The organism is Actinopolymorpha rutila, assembly GCF_013407855.1.
GTDB lineage: Bacteria > Actinomycetota > Actinomycetes > Propionibacteriales > Actinopolymorphaceae > Actinopolymorpha > Actinopolymorpha rutila.
This window is the reverse complement of record NZ_JACBZH010000001.1, coordinates 3,689,533-3,709,552: the sequence shown is the minus strand read 5'-3', so window position 1 is coordinate 3,709,552 and position 20,020 is coordinate 3,689,533. Positions and strand designations below refer to the sequence as shown.

The 20,020-nt window shown below is 71.8% G+C and carries 18 protein-coding genes; 13 read left to right on the top strand and 5 right to left on the bottom strand.

The features are described 5' to 3' along the window. Positions 1-19 precede the first annotated feature (19 nt). From argS to F4554_RS16575, 4 genes are all read left to right on the top strand, one after another. A complete protein-coding gene (gene argS / locus F4554_RS16590) occupies positions 20-1,753 on the top strand; it encodes an arginine--tRNA ligase (protein WP_337796076.1) in 1,734 nt (577 codons plus the stop codon). A gap of 37 nt (positions 1,754-1,790) precedes the next feature. Continuing rightward, complete coding sequence (locus F4554_RS16585) at positions 1,791-2,384, top strand: DUF5998 family protein (protein WP_179788249.1); 594 nt, start codon at positions 1,791-1,793, stop codon at positions 2,382-2,384. 53 nt (positions 2,385-2,437) lie between these two features. Beyond that, on the top strand, positions 2,438-3,571 hold the full coding sequence (locus tag F4554_RS16580; RefSeq protein WP_238341319.1) for an alkaline phosphatase family protein: 1,134 nt from the start codon (positions 2,438-2,440) through the stop codon (positions 3,569-3,571). A gap of 121 nt (positions 3,572-3,692) precedes the next feature. Further along, entirely contained in the window at positions 3,693-4,349 is a 657-nt protein-coding gene (locus F4554_RS16575) for a thymidine kinase (protein WP_179788245.1), read from the top strand. Between the two features lie 35 nt (positions 4,350-4,384). On the opposite strand, the gene F4554_RS16570 is transcribed toward F4554_RS16575, so the two are convergent. Then, positions 4,385-5,761, bottom strand: a complete 1,377-nt coding sequence (locus F4554_RS16570) for a M20/M25/M40 family metallo-hydrolase (RefSeq protein ID WP_337796075.1) — start codon at positions 5,759-5,761, stop codon at positions 4,385-4,387. 54 nt (positions 5,762-5,815) lie between these two features. Further along, the gene (locus F4554_RS16565) at positions 5,816-6,826 is read right to left on the bottom strand and encodes a S66 peptidase family protein (RefSeq protein WP_179788242.1); all 1,011 of its coding nucleotides are present in this window, start codon (positions 6,824-6,826) and stop codon (positions 5,816-5,818) included. 92 nt (positions 6,827-6,918) lie between these two features. Between F4554_RS16565 and F4554_RS16560 the strand changes: the two genes are divergently transcribed. After that, positions 6,919-7,785, top strand: a complete 867-nt coding sequence (locus F4554_RS16560) for a sulfurtransferase (protein WP_179788240.1) — start codon at positions 6,919-6,921, stop codon at positions 7,783-7,785. On the opposite strand, the gene F4554_RS16555 is transcribed toward F4554_RS16560, so the two are convergent. From F4554_RS16555 to F4554_RS16545, 3 genes are all read right to left on the bottom strand, one after another. Then, positions 7,729-8,217, bottom strand: a complete 489-nt coding sequence (locus F4554_RS16555) for a hypothetical protein (protein ID WP_179788238.1) — start codon at positions 8,215-8,217, stop codon at positions 7,729-7,731. The two genes, F4554_RS16560 and F4554_RS16555, sit on opposite strands and share 57 nt — an antisense overlap. A gap of 233 nt (positions 8,218-8,450) precedes the next feature. After that, the gene (gene sepH / locus F4554_RS16550) at positions 8,451-9,647 is read right to left on the bottom strand and encodes a septation protein SepH (protein ID WP_179788236.1); all 1,197 of its coding nucleotides are present in this window, start codon (positions 9,645-9,647) and stop codon (positions 8,451-8,453) included. 204 nt (positions 9,648-9,851) lie between these two features. Next, entirely contained in the window at positions 9,852-11,090 is a 1,239-nt protein-coding gene (locus F4554_RS16545; RefSeq protein WP_337796074.1) for an MFS transporter, read from the bottom strand. Between the two features lie 127 nt (positions 11,091-11,217). On the opposite strand from F4554_RS16545, the gene F4554_RS16540 reads away from it, so the two are divergent. From F4554_RS16540 to F4554_RS16505, 8 genes are all read left to right on the top strand, one after another. Continuing rightward, a complete protein-coding gene (locus F4554_RS16540; protein WP_179788234.1) occupies positions 11,218-12,321 on the top strand; it encodes a ferrochelatase in 1,104 nt (367 codons plus the stop codon). A gap of 131 nt (positions 12,322-12,452) precedes the next feature. Next, on the top strand, positions 12,453-14,576 hold the full coding sequence (locus F4554_RS16535; protein WP_179788232.1) for a S9 family peptidase: 2,124 nt from the start codon (positions 12,453-12,455) through the stop codon (positions 14,574-14,576). Then, positions 14,573-15,421 carry an inositol monophosphatase family protein gene (locus tag F4554_RS16530; protein ID WP_179788230.1) on the top strand — a complete coding sequence of 283 codons (849 nt, stop codon included), beginning with the start codon at positions 14,573-14,575 and terminating at the stop codon, positions 15,419-15,421. The genes F4554_RS16535 and F4554_RS16530 overlap by 4 nt, the downstream gene beginning before the upstream one ends. Before the next feature lie 608 nt (positions 15,422-16,029). Beyond that, positions 16,030-17,115: an ABC transporter permease subunit gene (locus F4554_RS16525; RefSeq protein WP_179788228.1), complete on the top strand. Its 1,086-nt coding sequence runs from the start codon at positions 16,030-16,032 to the stop codon at positions 17,113-17,115. A 2-nt stretch (positions 17,116-17,117) separates the two neighbouring features. Next, entirely contained in the window at positions 17,118-18,035 is a 918-nt protein-coding gene (locus F4554_RS16520) for an ABC transporter permease subunit (protein ID WP_179788226.1), read from the top strand. Between the two features lie 9 nt (positions 18,036-18,044). Further along, a complete protein-coding gene (locus F4554_RS16515) occupies positions 18,045-18,944 on the top strand; it encodes an ATP-binding cassette domain-containing protein (protein WP_179788224.1) in 900 nt (299 codons plus the stop codon). Continuing rightward, positions 18,937-19,836: an ABC transporter ATP-binding protein gene (locus F4554_RS16510; RefSeq protein WP_179788222.1), complete on the top strand. Its 900-nt coding sequence runs from the start codon at positions 18,937-18,939 to the stop codon at positions 19,834-19,836. Before F4554_RS16515 ends, F4554_RS16510 begins: the two co-directional genes overlap by 8 nt. After that, the gene (locus tag F4554_RS16505; RefSeq protein WP_179788220.1) at positions 19,833-20,018 is read left to right on the top strand and encodes a hypothetical protein; all 186 of its coding nucleotides are present in this window, start codon (positions 19,833-19,835) and stop codon (positions 20,016-20,018) included. Before F4554_RS16510 ends, F4554_RS16505 begins: the two co-directional genes overlap by 4 nt. Positions 20,019-20,020 lie beyond the last annotated feature (2 nt).

Genomic DNA, 20,020 nt, shown 5'->3' with positions numbered 1-20,020 from the left:
CATGCGATCCTTACGTGTTGTGACCGACCTTCCCGAGCTGCTCGCGCAGAAGCTGGCCCGTGCCTTCGCCGACGTGGCGGGATCGCCCGCCGATCCGGCGGTGCGCCGTTCCGACCGTGCCGACTACCAGGCCGACGGCGCGCTGCGCCTGGCCAAGCAGCTGGGCCGCCCGCCGCGAGAAGTGGCCGCGGAGGTGCTGGAGCGCGCCGACCTCGGCGAGCTGGTCGCCGGCGCGGAGATCGCCGGGCCCGGGTTCGTCAACCTCACCGTCGCCGACGCCGCGCTGGGCGGGATGGTCGAGCAGATGGCCGCCGACACCGAGCGGCTCGGCGTGGCCACCACGCCGGAGCCGGAGCGGGTCCTGGTCGACTACTCCGGCCCGAACGTCGCCAAGGAGATGCACGTCGGGCACCTGCGCTCGACGATCATCGGCGACGCCCTGTCCAGGCTGCTGAACCACCTCGGCCACGACGTCGTACGCCAGAACCACATCGGCGACTGGGGCACGCCGTTCGGCATGCTGATCGAGCACATGCTCGACCTCGGCGCCGGCGAGACCGCGCACGAGCTGTCCGTCGGGGACCTCGGCCTGTTCTACCGGGACGCCCGGGCGAAGTTCGACGCCGACACCGACTTCGCCGGCCGGGCCCGCCGCCGGGTCGTCGCGCTGCAGGGCGGCGACGCCGAGACGCTCGCCCTGTGGCGGGTGCTGGTGGAGGAGTCCGGCCGCTACTTCGCCGCCGTCTACGACCGGCTGTCGGTGCTGCTGACGCCTGCGGACATCGCGGGGGAGTCCAGCTACAACGACCAGCTGGCCCCGGTGATCGAGGAGCTGGTCCAGCTCGGGCTGGCCCGGGAGAGCGAGGGCGCGCTGTGCGTCTTCCCCGAGGGCTTCACCGGACGCGACGGCGGTCCGCTGCCGCTGATCCTGCGCAAGAGCGACGGCGGGTTCGGGTACGACACGACCGACCTGGCCGCCCTGCGGCACCGCGTCCACGACCTGAAGGCCCGCCGGCTGGTCTACATCACCGACCTGGGCCAGCGGCTGCACTTCGAGATGGTCTTCCAGGCCGGCCGGGAGGCCGGCTGGCTCGGCGCCGACGCGCGGGCGGAGTTCCAGGGCTTCGGCGTCGTACTCGGCGCCGACCGCAAGCGGCTGCGCACCCGGGCCGGCGACTCGGTCAAGCTGATCGACCTGATCGAGGAGGCGGTCCGCCGGGCCGCGGCCGTGGTGGCGGAGAAGGCGCCGCACCTGTCGGCGGAGGAGCAGGCAGAGGTCGCCCAGATCGTGGGCATCGGCGCGCTGAAGTACGCCGACCTGTCCAACGACCGGGTGAAGGACTACGTCTTCGACTGGGACCGGATGCTGTCCTTCGACGGCAACACCGCGCCGTACCTCCAGTACGCCCACGCCCGGATCCACTCCGTCTTCCGGCGCGGCGAGATCGACCCGGTGAGCCTGGCCGGCGCCAAGGTGGTGCTCGCCGACCCGGCCGAGCACGCCCTGGCCCTTCGGCTCACCGAGTTCGAGGGTGTGCTGCACAAGGCGGTCGACGAGGTGGAGCTGCACCGCATCGCGGGGTACCTCTTCGACCTGGCCACCGCGTTCACGGCGTTCTACGAGCGCTGCCCCGTGCTGCGCGCCGAGGACGAGCAGACCCGGACCAGCCGCCTCGTACTGTGCGACGTGACCGCCCGGGTGCTGGCCTCCGGACTGTCGCTGCTGGGGATTGCCGCGCCGACCCGCATGTAGGACGCTGCCCTCGAGGCAGGCGTGGAAGGATGACCGCATGAGTGAGTCCGCGAGCGCGACGCAGGGGCTGCGCGCGGCGATCGACCGCAGTGGCTACTACCCGGACGTCGTCGCCGACGCGTTGGAGACCTGCCTGGCCGGTGAACGGGTCGTCTCCTACTTCGTCCACCACGAGCCGACGTTCTACTCCGAGGAGGTCCGCCGGCACATCACGGTGCTCGTCCTCACGCCGAGCCGGCTGGTCCTCGGCCACACCGACGAGCATCCGGCCGACGAGACCCTGCCGACACCGTACGCCACCGCGTCCACCGAGGCGGTGCCCATCGACCGGGTGAGCTCGATCGTGGTGAGCCGGGTGGTGGCCAACCCGGCCGCGTACGAGCCGGGCGGCCCCGTCCACGAGGCGATCCTCACCATCGGCTGGGGCGCGATGGGGCGGCTCGACCTGGAGCCCGCCACCTGCGCCGACCCCAACTGCGACGCTGACCACGGTTACACCGGCACGTTCTCCTCCGACGATCTCACCGTGCGGGTGAGCTCGGCGGTGGAGGGCGGCGACGCCGTGGGCCGGCTGCTCGGCTTCGCGCAGGAGCTGTCCGTACTCACCCGGCGCCCGCCGCAGTTTCGATGACCTCGCCGGAGGGCGGCGGCCGGCCTGGCGTGCCTCCGCTCCCGTCGCCTCCGTTGCCTCCCTCGGCTTCTGCGGACCTGGTGCTCCCGCGCTACGGCGCCGGCGCGTTGTCCGACGTGGTGCCGTCCGCCCTCGCCGCCCTCGGAGTCGAGGGCGAGCATGACCTGCTCGGCCTGCCGCCGTCGGACAGGTACGTCGTCATGCTCGTCGACGGGCTGGGCTGGCACCTCCTGCACCGCCACGCAGAGGACGCGCCGTTCCTCAATGGCGAGGGCCGGATCAGGCGCTCGCTGACCGTGGGTGTGCCCTCCACCACCTCCACCAGCCTGGCGAGCCTGGGCACCGGGCTCGCGCCGGGCCGGCACGGCATCGTCGGCTACACCATGGCCGTCCCGGGCACCGACCGGCTGCTCAACACGTTGCGCTGGGACACCACGGTGGAGCCGCTGGTGTGGCAGCCGCACCAGACGGCGTTCGAACGCGGCGTCCAGGCCGGAGTGGCCGTCACCACCGTGTCCCGCAAGGCGTTCCGGGGCTCGGGCATCACGGTGGCCGGGCTGCGCGGCGGGGAGTTCGTCCCCGCGGACAGCGCCGGGCAGGCCACGGCGGGAACAGTCGAGGCGAGCCGGCGCGGAGACCGCAGCCTGGTCTACCTGTACGAGGGTGACCTGGACTGGACCGGCCACCGCGCGGGCGTGAACGCTCCGGCGTGGCGGCATCAGCTGTCCGCGGTCGACCACTTCGCCGCCCGGCTCCGCGCCTCGCTGCCGGCGGACGTCGTACTCCTGATCACCGGAGACCACGGGATGGTCGACGTGCCGAAGGAGCACCGGGTGGACGTCGACTCCGCACCAGAGCTTCGGGCCGGTGTGCGGATGGTCGGCGGCGACCCGCGGCTGCGCTACCTCTACACCGACGAGGGCGCCGCCGCCGACGTGCTGGCGACGTGGCGGGAGCGGCTCGGCGATGCGGCCCTCGTGCTGGGCCGGGACGAGGCGATCGCGGCCGGGTGGTTCGGCGAGGTGGAGGACCGCGTCCGCCCGCGAATCGGTGACGTGGTGATCGCCGCGCTGGACGAAATGGCGGTGGAGTGCAGGCGGGAGTTCCCGATGGAGCCGCTGTTGGTCGGCTGGCACGGCTCGCTCACCGCGGAGGAGATGCTGGTCCCGTTGCTGGTCGCCGACTGACCCGGCCCGGCGGCCATCCCCGCCGACCGCGTACGTCCGCTGATCCGTCCGCCGACCCACTCAGCCGATCACTCGCCCCCGCCGATCACTCGGCGCGGGTGATAGGCGAGGATGGCCCGCCGTGGCCGATCTCGTCTTCTTCACCGGAACCATGGACTGCGGCAAGTCGACCCTTGCCCTGCAGCTGGACCACAACGCCCGGCAACGCGGCCTCGCGGGACGGTTGTTCACCTGCCATGACCGCGCCGGCGCGGCTACGCTGTCCAGCCGGCTGGGACTCACCGTGCCCGCCGTGGAGGTACGCCCGCACCTCGACCTCCAGCGGTACGTCGTCGCCGAGATGACCTCGGGCGCGCGGATCGACTACCTCATCTGTGACGAGGCGCAGTTCTACTCCGGTGCCCAGATCGAGCAGCTCGGCCGGGTCGTGGACGAGCTGAGCGTCGAGGTCTACGCGTTCGGCATCCTCACCGACTTCCGCACCCGGCTGTTCGAGGGCAGCCAGCGACTGGTCGAACTCGCCGACCGGGTGGAGTCGCTGCAGGTCCAGGCCCTGTGCTGGTGCGGCCGCCGCGGCACCCACAACGCCCGGACGGTGGGCGGGGTGATGGTGACCGAGGGGGAGCAGGTCGTGGTCGGCGACACCGACGATGGCGCCACCCTGGAGATCGGGTACGAGGTGCTGTGCCGGCGCCACCACCGCCGGCGGGTCACCGCGCACGCCGCCGGGGCCGGATCACCGTCGCCGGACGTCCTGCCGTTCGGCGCGTCCGCCTGACGAGCAGTCTTCCGGACCAACCAGGCGACGAGCTCTCACACCGTACGCAGGAAGTGGTCCAGCACCCGCGCGCCGAACCGCAGACCGTCCGCCGGCACCCGCTCGTCGACCCCGTGCGCCAGGCCCCGGAACGGGAAGTCGACCGGCAGCCGCAGCGGTGAGAAGCCGTAGCCGGCGATTCCGAGCCGGGCGAACGACTTGGCGTCGGTACCGCCGCCCATGCAGTACGGCACCACCACAGCGTCGGGGTCCTGCGTACGCAACGCGGCGGCCATCGCCTCGAACCACGGCGAGTCGATCGGCGCGGACACCGCCTCGGTGTAGTCGAGGGTCTCCCGCTCGACGTGGGGGCCGAGGAGTTCGTCGATGGTGTCCAGGAACTCCTGCTCGGTGCCCGGAAGCGCGCGGCCGTCGAGGTTGGCGTGTGCGGTGCCGGGGATGACGTTGATCTTGTAGCCGGCGTCCAGCATCGTCGGCGTCGCCGTCGCGCGAACCGTCGCGGTGGCCAGCGCTCCGGCCTTGCCCAGCCGGCCGATCGTGGCGTCCACGTCGGTCAGGTCGACGTCGACGCCGAGCGCCGCGCCGGTGCGTTCGAGGTAGGCCCGCACGGTCGGGGTGAGCCGGACCGGCCACTCGTACGCCGCGATCCGGGCCAGCGCGTGTGCCAGGTGTACGACGGCGTTGTCGGGGTTGGGCCGGGAACCATGACCGGCCCGCCCCCGGGCGGTGAGCCGGAGATGGATGGTGCCGCGCTCGGCGGCGGCCACCGGATACAGGCGTACGCCGTCCACGTCGAAGGAGTGCCCACCGGACTCGCTGATCCCGATCGCGCACCCGGCGAACAGGTCCGGGTGCTCGTCGACCAGCCAGCTCGCGCCGTAGTCGCCGTGCGCCTCCTCGTCGGCGACGAACGCCACCACGATGTCGCGCCGCGGCCGCAGGCCGGCCGCCGACCAGGACCGCAGCACCGCGAGCACCATCGCGCACATGTCCTTCATGTCGACCGCGCCGCGGCCCCACACCAGGCCGTCGCGGATCTCACCGGCGAACGGCGGCACCGACCACTCGCTCGGGTCGGCCGGTACGACGTCGAGGTGGGCGTGCACCAGCACCGCCTCCGCGGCCGGGTCGGTGCCGGGGATGCGGACCACGACGTTGGCCCGCCGCGGCGCGGACTCCAGCAGGGTCGGGGAGAGGCCCGCGTCGGTGAGCACGCCCGCGACGTACTCGGCGGCCTCGCGTTCGCCCACCGAGTCACCCGGTCCGCGGTTGGTGGTGTCGAACCGGATCAGCCGGGCGCACAGGTCCTCCACCCCGTCCTCCGGCCGGTGGGTGCCTGTCCCGGCAGCAGTCCCGGGGCTGGTGTGGGAGTACGCCTCGTCGGTTCCGGTCACGTTCGATCCCTCGCTCACGTTCGCCTCGTCCTGCACCGTGTCACGTCCCGGACCACTTCCTCGGTCACGCCCTCAGCCCAGTGCCTCGGTGAGCACCAACTGCGCCACCCCGGCGTCGGGGTCGGCGACCAGCTCCATTTCCGCGCCCAGCGGAACCGCCAGCTGTGCCGGGCAGTGCCCGAAGCCAAGATCCCAGATGATCGGTACGCCGAGGCCGGCGAGCCGGTCCGCGAGCACCGCGCGAACGACCTCCAGCTCGCCGCACTCCACCCACGAGCCCAGCGCGATCCCGGCCACGCCCTCGAAGTACCCGGCGCGCAGCAGGTGCGTCACGAAGTGGTCGATGCGGTACGGCTCCTCGGTGACGTCCTCGAGCAGGACGATCGACCCCGGCGGTGGCGGGGCGACGTCGGGAACCCCGCGTCCGGAGACGACCAGGCTGAGGTTGCCGCCCACGGTGCGCCCGCGGGCCCGGCCGGGCACCATGGTCTGCGCCAGCGGCCCGGACAGCACCAGGCCGGCTTCCGGCTCGAACAGCAACCGGCGGAGGTTCTCCTGGGCCGCCGGATCGTCCACGAAGGACGCCGTACCGATCATCGCCCCGAACACCGTGGGGATGCCGAGCCGGGAGCCGATCACCTGGTGCAGCGCGGTGACGTCGCTGGAGCCGGTGAACACCTTCGGCGGAGCGGCGGCGATCGCGGTCCAGTCGAGCAGGTCGAGGAGGCGGAGCGCGCCGTACCCGCCGCGGGCGCAGAAGATCGCCGCAACGTCCGGGTCGCACCACGCGCTGGTCAGGTCGCCGGCCCGGTCGGCGTCGGCGCCGGCGAGGTAGTCGAGGGTGGGGTGCCGGTCGCGGGCGTGCGGGGCGACCTCGACCTCCAGACCCCAGGACCTGAGGACGGCGACACCCTTGTCGAGGTACTCCGGCACCAGTGGACCGGACGGTGCCACGACCATTGCCCGGTCACCTGGACGCAGCCGGCGTGGCGCGGCCGAACGCTCGGCCCCGGCGGCCTGGGTGGTGCCACCACCGTCACCGGCGCCGGCACGTGCGGGGCCGGGGAGCGCGGACGTCGGCATCGAATCCTCCTCGGTGGCCGCCGGGCAGCCCAGCCTGTCAGATCGCCGGACACCAGTCGATCACCGGTCCACCGCCTGGGAGACTGGCTGCCATGAGCCCGATCCTCTCCGTGCCGGACCTGGTCACCTGGCTGGCCGGTGGCCACCCGCCCGTCGTCCTCGATGTCCGGTGGACGCTTGCCGGCCCACCGGCCCGGGAGGTCTACCAGACCGGGCACGTGCCCGGTGCGCGGTACGTCGACTTCGACACCGTGCTGTCCGGTCCCGCCGACCCGGCCGGCGGTGGGCGGCACCCGCTGCCCGCCCCGGAGGTGTTCGCCGCGGCGATGCGTGACCTCGGCCTACGCACCGACTCCGACGTGGTGGTCTACGGCGCACCCGACGGCTTCGGTGCCGCGCGCGCCTGGTGGTGCCTTCGGTACTTCGGGCATCGCTCGGTCCGGGTGCTCGACGGCGGGTTCGCCGCATGGGTGGCGGCCGGGCAACCGGTCGAGCCGGGGGAGCCGGGGGAGCCGGCGCTGGTCGAGACCGCAGGCGACTTCGTCGCCCGGCCGGGTGGCATGCCGGTACTCGACGTGGACGAGGCGGCCATGCTCGCCCGATCCGGCCTGCTCCTCGACGCCCGGGCGGGGGAGCGCTACCGCGGCGAGACCGAACCCGTCGACCCGGTGGGCGGGCACATCCCCGGTGCGCTCAGCGCTCCCACCGCGGCGAACCTCGACGCTGACGGACTGTTCCTGCACCCCTCCCGGCTACGCGAGCGGTTCGCGGCCCTGGGGATCGACGAGGCTGACGGCGGATCCGACGTGGGCACCTACTGCGGTTCCGGGGTGAGTGCGGCGCAGCAGGTGCTCGCGCTGGAGCTGGCCGGCGTACGCGCCGGGTTGTACGTCGGCTCCTGGTCAGACTGGGTGTCCGACGGCCGGCGCCCGGTGTCCACCGGCCCGGACCGGGGCTGACCCCCGTCCCGCCGGTGGGCCGGCGGCCGCGCCGGCACCAGGGGTGAGTTCGGCGAGCAGCCGTTCGAACACCTCGGCGGCCGCGTCCACGGACAGCAGCCCGGCCTCGTAGCCGCGCCAGCCGCGCTCGCCCGCCCCGTCGTGGCGCACGCCGTCGACAGGTCGCGCGCCCGTACGCAGCACCAGCCGGGGTGGCGCCTGCGGAGCGGGCAGGTGCTGGCCGCAGCCGCAGTCGCAGCGGCCCGCCGGGGCGGCGAAGAGGAAGTCACCTTCGGCGTACCGCTCGAGATCCACGGTCGTGCCGTGGCAGCGGAAGTGCAGCAGCCCGCCGGCCGGCAGCAGGGCCCACAGCCGCACCGGGGCGGGGTGGCTCGGCGGCACGACGCGCAGGCCGCGGTCGAAAAGTGTGCGAGTCCAGGCAGCGAAGTCCATCGCGGGCGTCCTCGAAGGTGCTGGTTGATGCTGCGGCGGCAGGCCGCGGGACCGGATGAGGTCAGCAGCAACAACAACAGCGGTGCAGGACGCCAGAACGCATGGCCGAAGTCTGCCAGCCTTCCGGGCAGGCCGAACATGGCGTCCAGCATCCGGACACAGTGTCCAGCCCGGGTAGGGACGAACGGTGCCTGCTCAGGACGAAGTAGACGTCCCGGGGGAGGACTGGAGGGCTACTCCGAACCGCGTCCGCCGCCGAACAGGATGTCGTCCCAGCTCGGCACCGCGCTGCGCCCCTTGCCCTTGCCGCCGGCAGCCCGTGCCCGGCGACGCCGGGCCTCCGCCGCCCGCCGACGGGCGGGCTGCTGGCTCTCCGCCTCCGCCGCGGGGGGCTGCTCGGGTGCGGGCTGCTCCTTCTCGCCGACGGTGGCCTCACCTTCGGTGGCCACCTCGGGTTCAGAGCCGCGGGCCTTCTCGTCCGCGGCGGCCGGTGCCGAGGGCCGCGGAAGCTCGTCGGCCGGTGCGGACGCGGGCGTGGCCGCCTGCTCGGTGTCCGGCGCCTCGTCCAGGTCGGGAACCTCGTCGGGGGCGAGCTCGTCGGGTTCGTTCGCGCTCGTGGCGCCGTGCGTGCTCGACCGGCCTGCCGGACCGCTCGGCGCCGGCACCGCACGCGGGCCCTGCCCGGTGGCGAGCTGGCGGCCGATGCTGTGCGAGAGGTCGATGGTGTCCTCGGTGTCCGGCGCGGCGTCGGCCGGCGGCGGAGCGAGCCGGAGCCGGTGCGCCTCGCGCGACTGCGGCTCGACGACGTGCTCGGGTGCGGCCGGCGCGGCGGGCGGAGGGACGATGCTGTCCATCGGCGCCTCACCGACCAGGTCACGGGCCTTGGCGTCGGAGGTGACGACGACCCGGCCGAGCGGGTCGTAGCTGAACATCGCGCGGTGCTCTTCACCCTCGAACGTGAAGGTGACCGTGACCGCCCAGCGCCCCTCGGGGGTGCGCCAGGCGTCCCACGTCGCGTGGTCGCGGCCGACGCCAAGCGAGTCCAGCCGGCTGCCGACCGCCTCGTCGAGGATCTGCGCCGGGCCCTCGCGGCCGTTACGGCGAAGGGCACAGCGGCGGGCCTGTCCGGCGGTGTACTCGCGTTCGGCCAGCACGGGTCCGGCGTAGCGCAGGATCCGCTCGATCGGCACCTCGGCGGCCGCGGCGACGGCCTCCGACGACTCCCCGGCACGCAGCCGGGCCTGGATCTCCTTGGGCCGCAGCCGGCTCTGCTTCTCCAGCGGCGCCGATCCCTGTCGCGCCCGGTCGCTGACCACGGCTCCGCGGAGGCGGTCGTCGATTTTGAGCGCGAACTCCTCCCCCGAGCCCTCGTGAGTCAGGAGCAGATGGGTGCCGTCGTCGCTGAGGTGTACCAGCCTGACGTCGCGCACAGTGTGCCTCCCCACATGTCGAGCCTGCTCAGTCTCTCGCGTACCGGGAGGACGATGCCAGGCACCGCGCCGGAGACACCCGAGGCGGTTCGACTGATCCGTGGTCCCGGGGGAGTACGCCTTCGTCAAGACCCTAGCGCGTCAGTGTCGGTCCGCGGTCGCGCAGAGGGGTCCGCCGACGGTGCGGCCGATAGCAGGTCGAGATCAGGTCGTGGTCAGCTCGACCGGCTCGGCGACACCGGCGGGCGCGCGTCGCCGCGGTGGCCTGGCGGCGAACGCGACGAGCACGGTGACGACGCCGGCGGTGAGGGGGACGTAGAAGCCCGCGCGGCCACCCGCCGCGTCGACGACCTGACCGGCGACGGCGGCGCCGGCCGCCACACCCGCGGCCATCCCGGTGGTGGTCCAGGCCATGCCCTCGTTGAGCCGGGCCGGCGGAACCGTGCGCTGCACCACCGCCATGCTCGACACCAGCGTGGGCGAGATCGCGAACCCGGCAAGGAAGAGGACGACGCCGAGCACGCCGAGGTGACCGATGAAAGGCAGCGGCAGCATCGTCGCGGCGATTGCCGCGGCACCGAGCCGGAACCGCTTCATCGGCGGCATCCGCAGCCGCATCGCGCCCAGTGCCAGGGCCGACAGCATGCTCCCGGTGGCCCAGCCGGCCAGCAGCAGACCGGACGCGGATCGGTGACCCGCGTCGGAGGCGACCGCGACGACCACGACCTCGGCGCTGCCGAACAGCGCCCCGAGGCCCGCGCACGCCACCACGACCGGGCCGAGCACCGGCCAGCCGAGCGGTGGCTTCACCTGCTGCCCGTTGCCGGGACGGTGGACCGGTGGCTGCGTACGCCGCTGTGCGGCCAGCAGGCTGGCGCCGACCACGCCCGCGATGATGGCCGTCACCAGTCCCGCGACCGGGCTCACTGTGGTGGCCAGCAGGGTCACCAGCGGCGGGCCGACCATGAACACGACCTCGTCCAGCAGTGCCTCCAGCGCGAACGCCGTGTGCAACTCCGGCCTGCCCTCGAGCAGGTGGGTCCACCGGGCACGGACGTAGGAACCGACCAGCGGACCGGACGCTCCGGCGACGGCCGCCAGCGCCTGGGGCAGCGGGGTCGGCACGCCGGCCCGGACGGCGACGATCAGGCCGCCCAGCGCGACCGCGTTGAGCGCCGCGATCAGCGGAAGGACGAGGTGCTGCCCGTGGCGGTCGACCAGGCGGGCCTGCACCGGGGCGAGCACCGCCGCCGCGATGACGTAGGACGCGGAGATCGTGCCGGCCAGGCCGTAGGAGCCGGTGGTGGCCGACACGAGCAGGACCAGGCCGAGTCCGACCATCGACAACGGAAGTCGGGCGAACCAGCCGGTGAGGGAGAAGGCCAGGCTCCCGGGATGGCCGAGGATCGTGCGGTAGGGGCTGAACATGGCAGGGCGGCTCACGGTTGATCGGTCGGGACGTGGTGGTGCGGTGCCTCTCGTGCTGCGCGCTGTGCGGCGACGAATCCGGGCGACCGCTGCGCTCACCCTAACGAGCAGCACCGACAGGGCACCTGCGAATATCGGGACCATGCGAGCCGTCCCGATCGATGCCGTCCTGCTGGTCTCGTTCGGCGGACCGGAGAAAGCGGACGACGTGGTGCCATTCCTCGAGAACGTCACCCGCGGGCGGGGCATTCCTCGCGAACGGCTCGCCGAGGTGGGCCAGCACTACTTCCTGTTCGGCGGCCGCAGCCCGATCAACGACCAGTGCCGGGCACTGAAGGCCGCGATGGAGGAGGACCTGCGGACCGACGGCCCGAACCTCCCGGTCTACTGGGGAAACCGCAACTGGGACCCCTACCTGTCCGACACGCTGGCACGGATGCGCGCGGCCGGGGTTCGGCGGGCGGCCTGCCTGTTCACCAGTGCGTACGCGTCCTACTCCGGGTGCCGGCAGTACCGCGAGAACCTCGCCGACGCACTGGCCGAGGTGGGCGAGGGCGCCCCGGAACTCGTCCGGCTGCCGCACTACTTCAACCGTCCCGGTTTCGTCGCTCCGTTCGTGGACGGGACGGCCGACGCACTGGAGCACCTCCCCGCAGGGTCGCGGATCGTCTTCGTCACCCACTCGGTCCCCGAGGCGATGAACGCCGCCAGCGGACCCGAGGGCGGCCGTTACGTCGCCGAGCACCGGGACGTCGCGACCACCGTGGCCACCGAGGTGGCCGGCCGGACCGGCCGGGAGGCCGGCTGGGATCTCGTCTACTGCAGCCGGTCCGGTCCGCCGAGCCAGCCGTGGCTGGAGCCGGACGTCAACGACCACCTCGCGGCGCTGGCCGACCAGGGCGTGCCGGGTGTAGCGGTGGTGCCGATCGGCTTCGTCTCCGACCACATGGAAGTGCTGTACGACCTGGACACCGAGGCCCGGGCCACCGCCGGACGGCTCGGGCTGGCCTTCACCCGGGTGGCCACGCCCGGTGTCGACCCGAGGTTCGTCCGCATGGTCGGCGATCTCGTCCGGGAGCGGGTCGCCGCCGAGGACGGGACCGACGGTGACGACGGTGACGTCGGGGACGAACGCGACAAGGACCCCGTGCTGACCGGCTCCCTGGGGCCCACCTGGGCCAACTGCCCGGCCGGGTGCTGCCGCAACCTGCGGGGCGACCGTCCGGCTGCCTGCGGCGCCGACTGAGCCGCCGACCCCGAGACGCCGATCCGGGGCCGCCGATCCGGCCGCCCGGCCGGCGCCCTGGCCGGAGTGGGTCCCGCTCGGCCGAAGATCATCGTCGCCCTGTGTGGGTGCCCACCTCTAGGCTGATCCACATGACTGCGGAGACGGCGACCCCCTTCCACGATCTCGACCACTACGTAGCGTTGCGCCGGCTCGCCGGTCTGTGGCTGGCGCCCGACGGCAGCCGGCTGGTGGCCGCCGCCCAGCAGCTCTCACCCGACCGCAAGAAGTACGTCACGTCGCTGTGGCAGGTCGATCCGTCAGGTGACCGGCCGGCGCGGCGGCTCACCCGCGGCACCACCGGCGAGGGCGGCGCGGCGTTCCTGCCCGACGGCTCGCTGCTGTTCGTGGCCAAGCGCCCCCACGAGGAGTGGCCGGAGCCGCCGGAGTCCACGCGTTCCGACGACGAGGAGTCCGCCGGCACCGACGGCACCGACCCGGCGGAGGCGTCCGCCGGTGACGGTGACGCTGCGAACGACGCCGAAAAGCCCGCCCTGTGGGTGCTGCCCGCCGGCGGCGGCGAGGCACGCCGGGTGGTGTCCCGGCCGGGGGGCGTCGGCGGAGTCATGGTGGCGCGTGACGCGGGCACGCTCGTGTTCACCGCGCCCACGCTTCCCGGCACCAAGTCCGCCGACGACGACCGCGAGCGCCGCAAGGCCCGCGCCGACGCGTCGGTGTCGGCGATCCTGCACGAGAGCTACCCCGTCCGTTACTGGGATCACGACCTCGGCCCGGACGAGCTCCGCCTGTACGCCGCCGACGCGTTCGACGTCGACGAGGGTCACCCGCGGCCCCGCGACCTCAGCCCCGAGCCCGGCCGGGCACTCGACGAGGGTGCGGCCGACGTCAGCGCGGACGGGCACACCGTCGTCAGCACGTGGAAGGTCGCGACCCGCCAGGGCGACCACCGCGTCGACCTGGTGGCGTTCGACACCGCGACCGGCGAGCGCCGGGTGCTGGCCACCGACGCAGACCACGACCACGAGGCGCCCCGGATCTCACCGGACGGCCGCTGGGTGGTGTGTTCGCGCGAGCGCCGCAGCTCCACCGAGGCCGCGCCCGACGTCACGTTGTGGCTGGTTCCGACGAACGGCGGCGAGCAGCGCGACCTCACTCCCGAGCTCGACCTGTGGCCGCACGAGCCCCGCTGGTCCCCGGACGGGCACACCATCTACTTCACCGCGGACGAACGCGGCCACTGTCCGGTCTTCGCCGTCGACGTCGCCACCGGCTGCGTGCGCCGGCTCACCGCGACCGGCGCCTACGCCGGGCTGGAGCCGTCGCCCGACGGCCGGTTCCTCTACGCGCTGCGCAACGCCGTGGACGCACCGCCGTCGATCGTCCGGCTCGCGGTGGACGCCGTCGACCAGGAGGCGGAGCGACTGCGTGGCCCGGAGGCGACACCCGCGCTGCCGGGGCGGCTCACCGAGGTGACCGCGACCGCCGAGGACGGCTCGGACCTGCGGGCCTGGCTGGTGCTCCCCGACGGCGCGTCCGCGGAGCAACCGGCGCCGCTGCTGCTGTGGATCCACGGCGGTCCGCTGTCGTCGTGGAACACCTGGAGCTGGCGGTGGAACCCCTGGCTGATGGCTGCCCGCGGTTACGCCGTCCTGTTGCCCGACCCGGCGCTGTCCACCGGCTACGGCCAGGAGTTCGTCGACCGGGGCTGGGGCCGTTGGGGTGCCGAGCCGTTCACCGATCTGATGGCGGTGACCGACGCCGCCCTCGAGGTGCCCGAGATCGACGCCGACCGCACGGCGGCGATGGGTGGCTCGTTCGGTGGCTACATGGCCAACTGGGTGGCCGGGCACACCGACCGGTTCAAGGCGATCGTGACGCACGCCAGCCTGTGGGCGTTGGACCAGTTCGGCCCGACGACGGACGTCGCGTCCTACTGGTTCCGCGAACTCACTCCGGAGCGTGCCCTCGCCAACTCCCCGCACCTGTCCGCCGAGCAGATCAGCACGCCGATGCTGGTGATCCACGGCGACCGCGACTACCGCGTGCCGATCGGGGAGGGGCTGCGGCTGTGGTGGGAGCTCAACCGCCTGCACGACGGTGACTCGGCCGAGCTGCCGCACCGGTTCCTCTACTTCCCCGACGAGAACCACTGGGTGCTCTCCCCGCACCACGCGAAGGTCTGGTACTCCACGGTGTTCGCGTTCCTCTCCTGGCACGTCGAGGGCGCGGGCTGGGAACGCCCGGAGCTGGTGTGAGCGCCGATCCGGCGGCGCTGCTCGACCTGGCCGCACGGACCGCGCGTGAGGCGGGTGAGCTGCTTCACGCGCGGCGGCTGACCGACGAGGTGAGCGTCGCGCACACCAAGTCGACGCCGACGGACATCGTCACCGCGATGGACACGGCGTCGGAGGCGCTGATCCGCGACCGGCTCCGCGCCGCGCGCCCGGACGACACCATCCTCGGCGAGGAGGGCGGCAGTGTCCCCGGCGGATCAGGCGTCAGGTGGCTGGTCGACCCGCTCGACGGCACCGTCAACTACCTGTACGACCTGCCGGCGTACGCCGTCAGCATCGCCGCGGAGGTGGCCGGCGAGGTGGTGGCCGGCGCCGTGTTCTGTCCGCCGGCGGGGGAGTTGTGGACGGCGGTGCGGGGCGCCGGTGCCTGGCTGAACGACGACCCGGTGCGGGCCGGCTCGGTGCACGAACTCGACCGTGCGCTGGTCGGCACCGGCTTCTGGTACGACTCGGGCCTGCGCGCCCGGCAGGCCGAGCTGCTGCGGCACGTCCTGCCCCGTGTGCGCGACGTGCGCCGGATCGGGTCGGCGGCGCTGGACCTGTGCTCTGTTGCCTGCGGCCGGCTCGACGCCTACTACGAGACCGGGCTGCATCCGTGGGACTGGTCGGCCGGCCTGCTGGTGGCCGGGGAGGCCGGTGCCCGGGTCGGCGGTCTGCCGGGGGAGGCCGCGAGCCGGCGGCTGGCGATCGCCGCCTCCCCGGCCGTCTTCGACGAGCTCCGGTCGCTGGTGGTGACCCACGGGGCTGACGTCGTGGGCAGCCCGGTGGTGGCGGTCGGCCCGGGGCGCGTCCCGGGCGACTCCTAGCTCGGCCGGCCCCTGAGTAATCGGCCGCTCGATCCCGAACCACGGCTCGTCGGCCTTCTCGGCCCGTTCCCCGTACGTCGAAAGAACGATTGCGGTAAATATCACATTGATGGGCAACAAAGTCGTGCTCTGATTGCTCGTAGTAATTGTCCGAACGCTTTCCGGAGTCGACCGAAAACCGGGCTGTGAGCGTTGACCGCAAAGGCTGGGACGACACCCGCCTGCCGCCCTTTGCCATTCGTACACAACCGGCGGTGCGTGAACGCCGGGGAGCCATCCGGCGCGCGGCGCCGCCAAGATCGCCGCGACACCCTTCGAAATCACCATGAAAACGGACATAAGGTGCGGGCGGATGCGCGAAACCGGGTGGACATAGGCGGGAGTGTGCAGATTTCCGCAACAAAATCGGGTTACAACTTGCCTGATGTGGTTCCGTTCCGCCCGGGTGAAGGTATACGTTCCGGGTCAGCCAAAGTTCCCGGCGCGAATCCGCGCCGGGAGCACTATGTGAAATCACGCATCCCTGTGTCGACAGTGTCGGATCGACCGCGCTTTGTGTGCGGAAGCCGCCGGTCGTACCGGTGATGGGGAGAAGCCGGGAGGTGAAGGTGGCTGCGACCGAAAGCCTGGACACGGACGAGCCGGAGAAGGGCTCGAAACCGGCCGGCCGGACATCGTCCACGACGAAGTACATCGTGGGCCGGGTCGTCAAGGCGTTCCTGACGATCTACGTGGTTGCGACCGCCATCTTCTTCCTGGTTCGACTACTGCCGGGCAACCCGGTGGACGTCTACATCAACCAGCAGATCGCGCAGTACGGCATGAGCTACCAGGAGGCCGCCAACGCCGCGGCCGGCCTGTTCTCCTTCGACCCGAACGAGTCGAAGTTCATGCAGTACCTCCACTACCTGGGCGGCCTGGTCCAGGGTGACCTGGGCACCTCGCTGCTCTCGCCGGGTTCCTCGGTGACCTCCCAGATCGGCGCCTACCTGCCGTGGACGTTGTTCAGCGTGGGCATCGCGCTGATCATCAGCTTCGTGCTCGGCATCGGCATCGGCATGGCGATGGCCTACCGCCGCGGCGGCATCTTCGACCACGCGATGACCCTGGTCGCCTCGGTGACGCACTCCATCCCGAACTTCCTGCTGGCGATGATGATCATCGTCTTCTTCGGCGTCCAGCTGGAGTGGCTGCCGATCGCGAACATGCGCGGCGCCTACTCGCCGGGCGTGCACCCGGAGTTCAGCCTGTACTTCCTCTCCGACGCCTTCTACCACGCGGCGCTGCCGATGTTCGTCTACGTGCTCACGTCGCTCGGCGGCTGGATGCTGGTGATGAAGTCGTCGACGGTGGAGACCCTCGGCGAGGACTACGTGACGGTCGCCCGAGCACGGGGGCTCACCGACCGCCGGATCCAGGTGCAGTACGTCGGCCGCAACGCCATGTTGCCGCTGTTCACCAGCTTCGTCCTCTCCCTCGGCTTCGTCGTCGGCGGCTCGATCCTGGTCGAGCAGGTGACGCAGTACCAGGGCATCGGATTCCTGCTCTACGAGGCGGTCCAGCGTCGTGACTACCCCGTCCTGCAAGGCATCCTGCTGATCGTCACCATCTCCGTGGTGCTGGCCAACCTCGTGGCCGACCTGCTCTACAGCAGGGTCGACCCGCGGATCCGCATCACCAGCAAGGAGGGCTGACCGTGACCCAGATCGTCGACGCCGGCACGATGCAGCCGGCCCAGGCCCCGGCGCCTGACGAGCAGGGCATGGGCGCGTTCCGCAGCTTCGTACGCCAGTTGATGCGCAGCAAGACCGGCTTCCTCGGCTTCTGCGTCTTCACCCTGATGGTCCTCGTGTGCCTGATCGGCCCGTTGTTCACGCCGAACGACCTGCCGACCAACACCAACCTCATCTACGGCCCGGCGAGCTGGACCCACCCGTTCGGCTTCGACTCCGAGGGCCGGGACGTGTTGATCCAGGTCATCGACGGCGGCCGGGCGGTCATCCTGGTGGGCTTCCTCGCCGCGCTGATCTCCACCGTGATCGCGGTGATCTTCGGCGCGCTGGCCGCCTACCTCGGCGGGCGGGTCGACTCGGTCATCGTGACGGCCACCGACATCGTGCTGACGGTGCCGAGCATCATCCTGCTCGCGGTGCTGGCGGCGTTCTACCGCGTGGGCGACTCGATCACGCTGGCCGTCATCCTCGGCGTTCTCGGCTGGCCCGGTCTGCTGCGTGCCGTGCGCGCCCAGGTGTTCTCGCTCAAGCAGCGGGAGTACATCGAGGCGGCGAAGCTGCTCGACCTCGGCACCGGCCGGATCGTGATCCGGGAGATCCTGCCCAACATGGCGAGCTTCATCCTGATGAACTTCGTCATCGGCATGACCAACGCCATCTACGCGATGGCAGGTCTTTACCTCCTCGGCCTGGCGCCCATGCAGGGCGACAACTGGGGCATCATGATCAACTTCGCCTGGACCCGCGGCGCCATCTTCTTCGACGGCAGCCTCGGCTACATCCTCGGTCCGGTGCTGTCGATCTGCATCCTCCAGCTCTCGCTCGTGACGATGGCGAGGTCGTTCGAGGAAATCCTGAACCCCCGACTGCGGCACAACTAGGAGGACGCTGTGGGAGAAGGCGTAGTCGAGGGTTCGACCCCGAACACGACCCAGAACACCTCGGGCGAGCCGGTCCTGTCGGTGCGCGACCTCGTGGTCGAGTACAAGACGGGTCAGGGCGTGCACGACCCGGCCCACCGTGCCGTGGACGGCGTGAGTTTCGACCTCTTTCCGGGCGAGAGCATCGCGCTGATCGGGGAGAGCGGCTGTGGGAAGACCACGCTGGGCCTGGGCCTGCTGCGGCTGCTGCCGAAGCTGGGCTCGATCCCGTCGGGGTCGGTGACCTACCGGCGCCGGGACGGCTCGAAGGTCGACCTGCTCAAGCTCGACAACCAGCAGTTGCGGAAGTTCCGGTGGTCCGAGGCCGCCATGGTGTTCCAGGGCGCGATGAACTCCTTCAACCCGGTGCTGAAGGTCTGGGACCAGATGTACGACACCGTTCGGGCGCACGACCGGTCGATGTCGAAGCGGACGGCGTACGAGCGCTCCGCGCAGGTCCTTCGCGACGTCGACCTCGACCCCGACCGGGTGCTGAAGTCCTACCCGCACGAGCTGTCCGGCGGCATGCGCCAGCGCGTGCTGATCGCGATGGCGATGCTGCTGCGTCCGCAGATGCTCATCCTGGACGAGCCGACCACGGCGCTGGACATCCTCACCCAGCGGGCGATCGTCGACCTGATCCACGAGCTGCACGAGCGGCTGGACTTCGCGATGATCTTCGTCTCGCACGACCTTGCGGTGGCCGCCGAGCTGGCCACCCGGGTGGCCACGATGTACGACGGCAAGATCGTCGAGATGGCCGACGTCCGCGACATCTTCTACCGCCCGCAGCACGAGTACACCAAGAGCCTGATCAACGCCGTGCCCACGGTGACCGAGGAACGCAAGGAGGTGCCGACCAATGGCTGACGGCGCGACGTCCGGCCCGCTGCTGGAACTCGACGGCATCACGCAGGTGTTCAGCACCCGGCGCGGAGAGGTGCGGGCCGTCGACGACGTGACCCTGCGGCTCGGGGTGGGCGAGGTGCTCTGCCTGGTCGGGCAGAGCGGCTCGGGCAAGAGCACCACGGCGAAGATCGCCTCCGGGCTGCTGCGTCCCTCCGACGGCGTGGTGCGGTTCGAGGGCGAGGACATCCTCGGGAGCAGGCGCCCGGACAAGAGCAGGTTCAAGCGGTTCCGGCGCGCGGTGCAGTACGTCCACCAGGACCCGTACGCCTCACTGAACCCGATCCAGGACGTCTTCACCACCCTGTCGGCGCCGCTTCGCCGGCACGGTCTGGTGAAGAACCGGTCCCAGGCGCGGGAGCGGGTAGCCGAACTCCTCGCCCAGGTGGGCCTCAACCCGCCCGAGACGTTCATGCCGAAGTTTCCCCACCAGATGTCGGGTGGGCAGCGCCAGCGGGTGGCGGTCGCCCGGGCGCTGACCCTCGAGCCGCGGTTGATCATCGCGGACGAGGCGACCTCGATGCTCGACGTGTCGATCCGGATCGAGTTGCTCCGCATGCTCACGAAGCTGCGTACCGAACTCGGCGTCGGCTTCCTGTTCATCACCCACGACCTGGCGATGGCGAAGTACTTCGGCGCCGAAGGCGACATCGCGGTGATGCACGAGGGGAAGATCGTCGAGTACGGCCCGACCCTGCGGGTCATCGACGACCCGCAGGACAACTACACCAAGGCGCTGCTGGAAGCCGTTCCCGAGGCCGACCCCGACCTCGCCCGGCGCAAGCGTGCGGCCCGCACCGCGGCCAGGGCATCGAACTCCGACGGCGCCCCGGCCAGTGGGGCCCCGGCGGCATGATCAACCCCGGCGCCGGACTGATGGCATTCCGGGTGGCGGCGTTCGTCGTCGTCTTCTCCGGGCTGTTGCTGCTGATCGTCGAGCCCGGCACGGCACAGTTCGTGATCACCTGCTTCATGCTCGTCATGGGGCTGGTGTTCGCGGCGGCGGTCTTCGTTCTCGTACGCCTGAAGAATCGCTAGGC

Coding starts and splice junctions, on each gene's coding strand:
- F4554_RS16510 (WP_179788222.1), top strand. CDS start 18,937: ATGGCTGACGGCGCGACGTCCGGCCCGCTGCTGGAACTCGACGGCATC.
- F4554_RS16560 (WP_179788240.1), top strand. CDS start 6,919: ATGAGCCCGATCCTCTCCGTGCCGGACCTGGTCACCTGGCTGGCCGGT.
- F4554_RS16505 (WP_179788220.1), top strand. CDS start 19,833: ATGATCAACCCCGGCGCCGGACTGATGGCATTCCGGGTGGCGGCGTTC.
- F4554_RS16555 (WP_179788238.1), bottom strand. CDS start 8,217: ATGGACTTCGCTGCCTGGACTCGCACACTTTTCGACCGCGGCCTGCGC.
- F4554_RS16565 (WP_179788242.1), bottom strand. CDS start 6,826: ATGCCGACGTCCGCGCTCCCCGGCCCCGCACGTGCCGGCGCCGGTGAC.
- F4554_RS16535 (WP_179788232.1), top strand. CDS start 12,453: ATGACTGCGGAGACGGCGACCCCCTTCCACGATCTCGACCACTACGTA.
- F4554_RS16585 (WP_179788249.1), top strand. CDS start 1,791: ATGAGTGAGTCCGCGAGCGCGACGCAGGGGCTGCGCGCGGCGATCGAC.
- F4554_RS16540 (WP_179788234.1), top strand. CDS start 11,218: ATGCGAGCCGTCCCGATCGATGCCGTCCTGCTGGTCTCGTTCGGCGGA.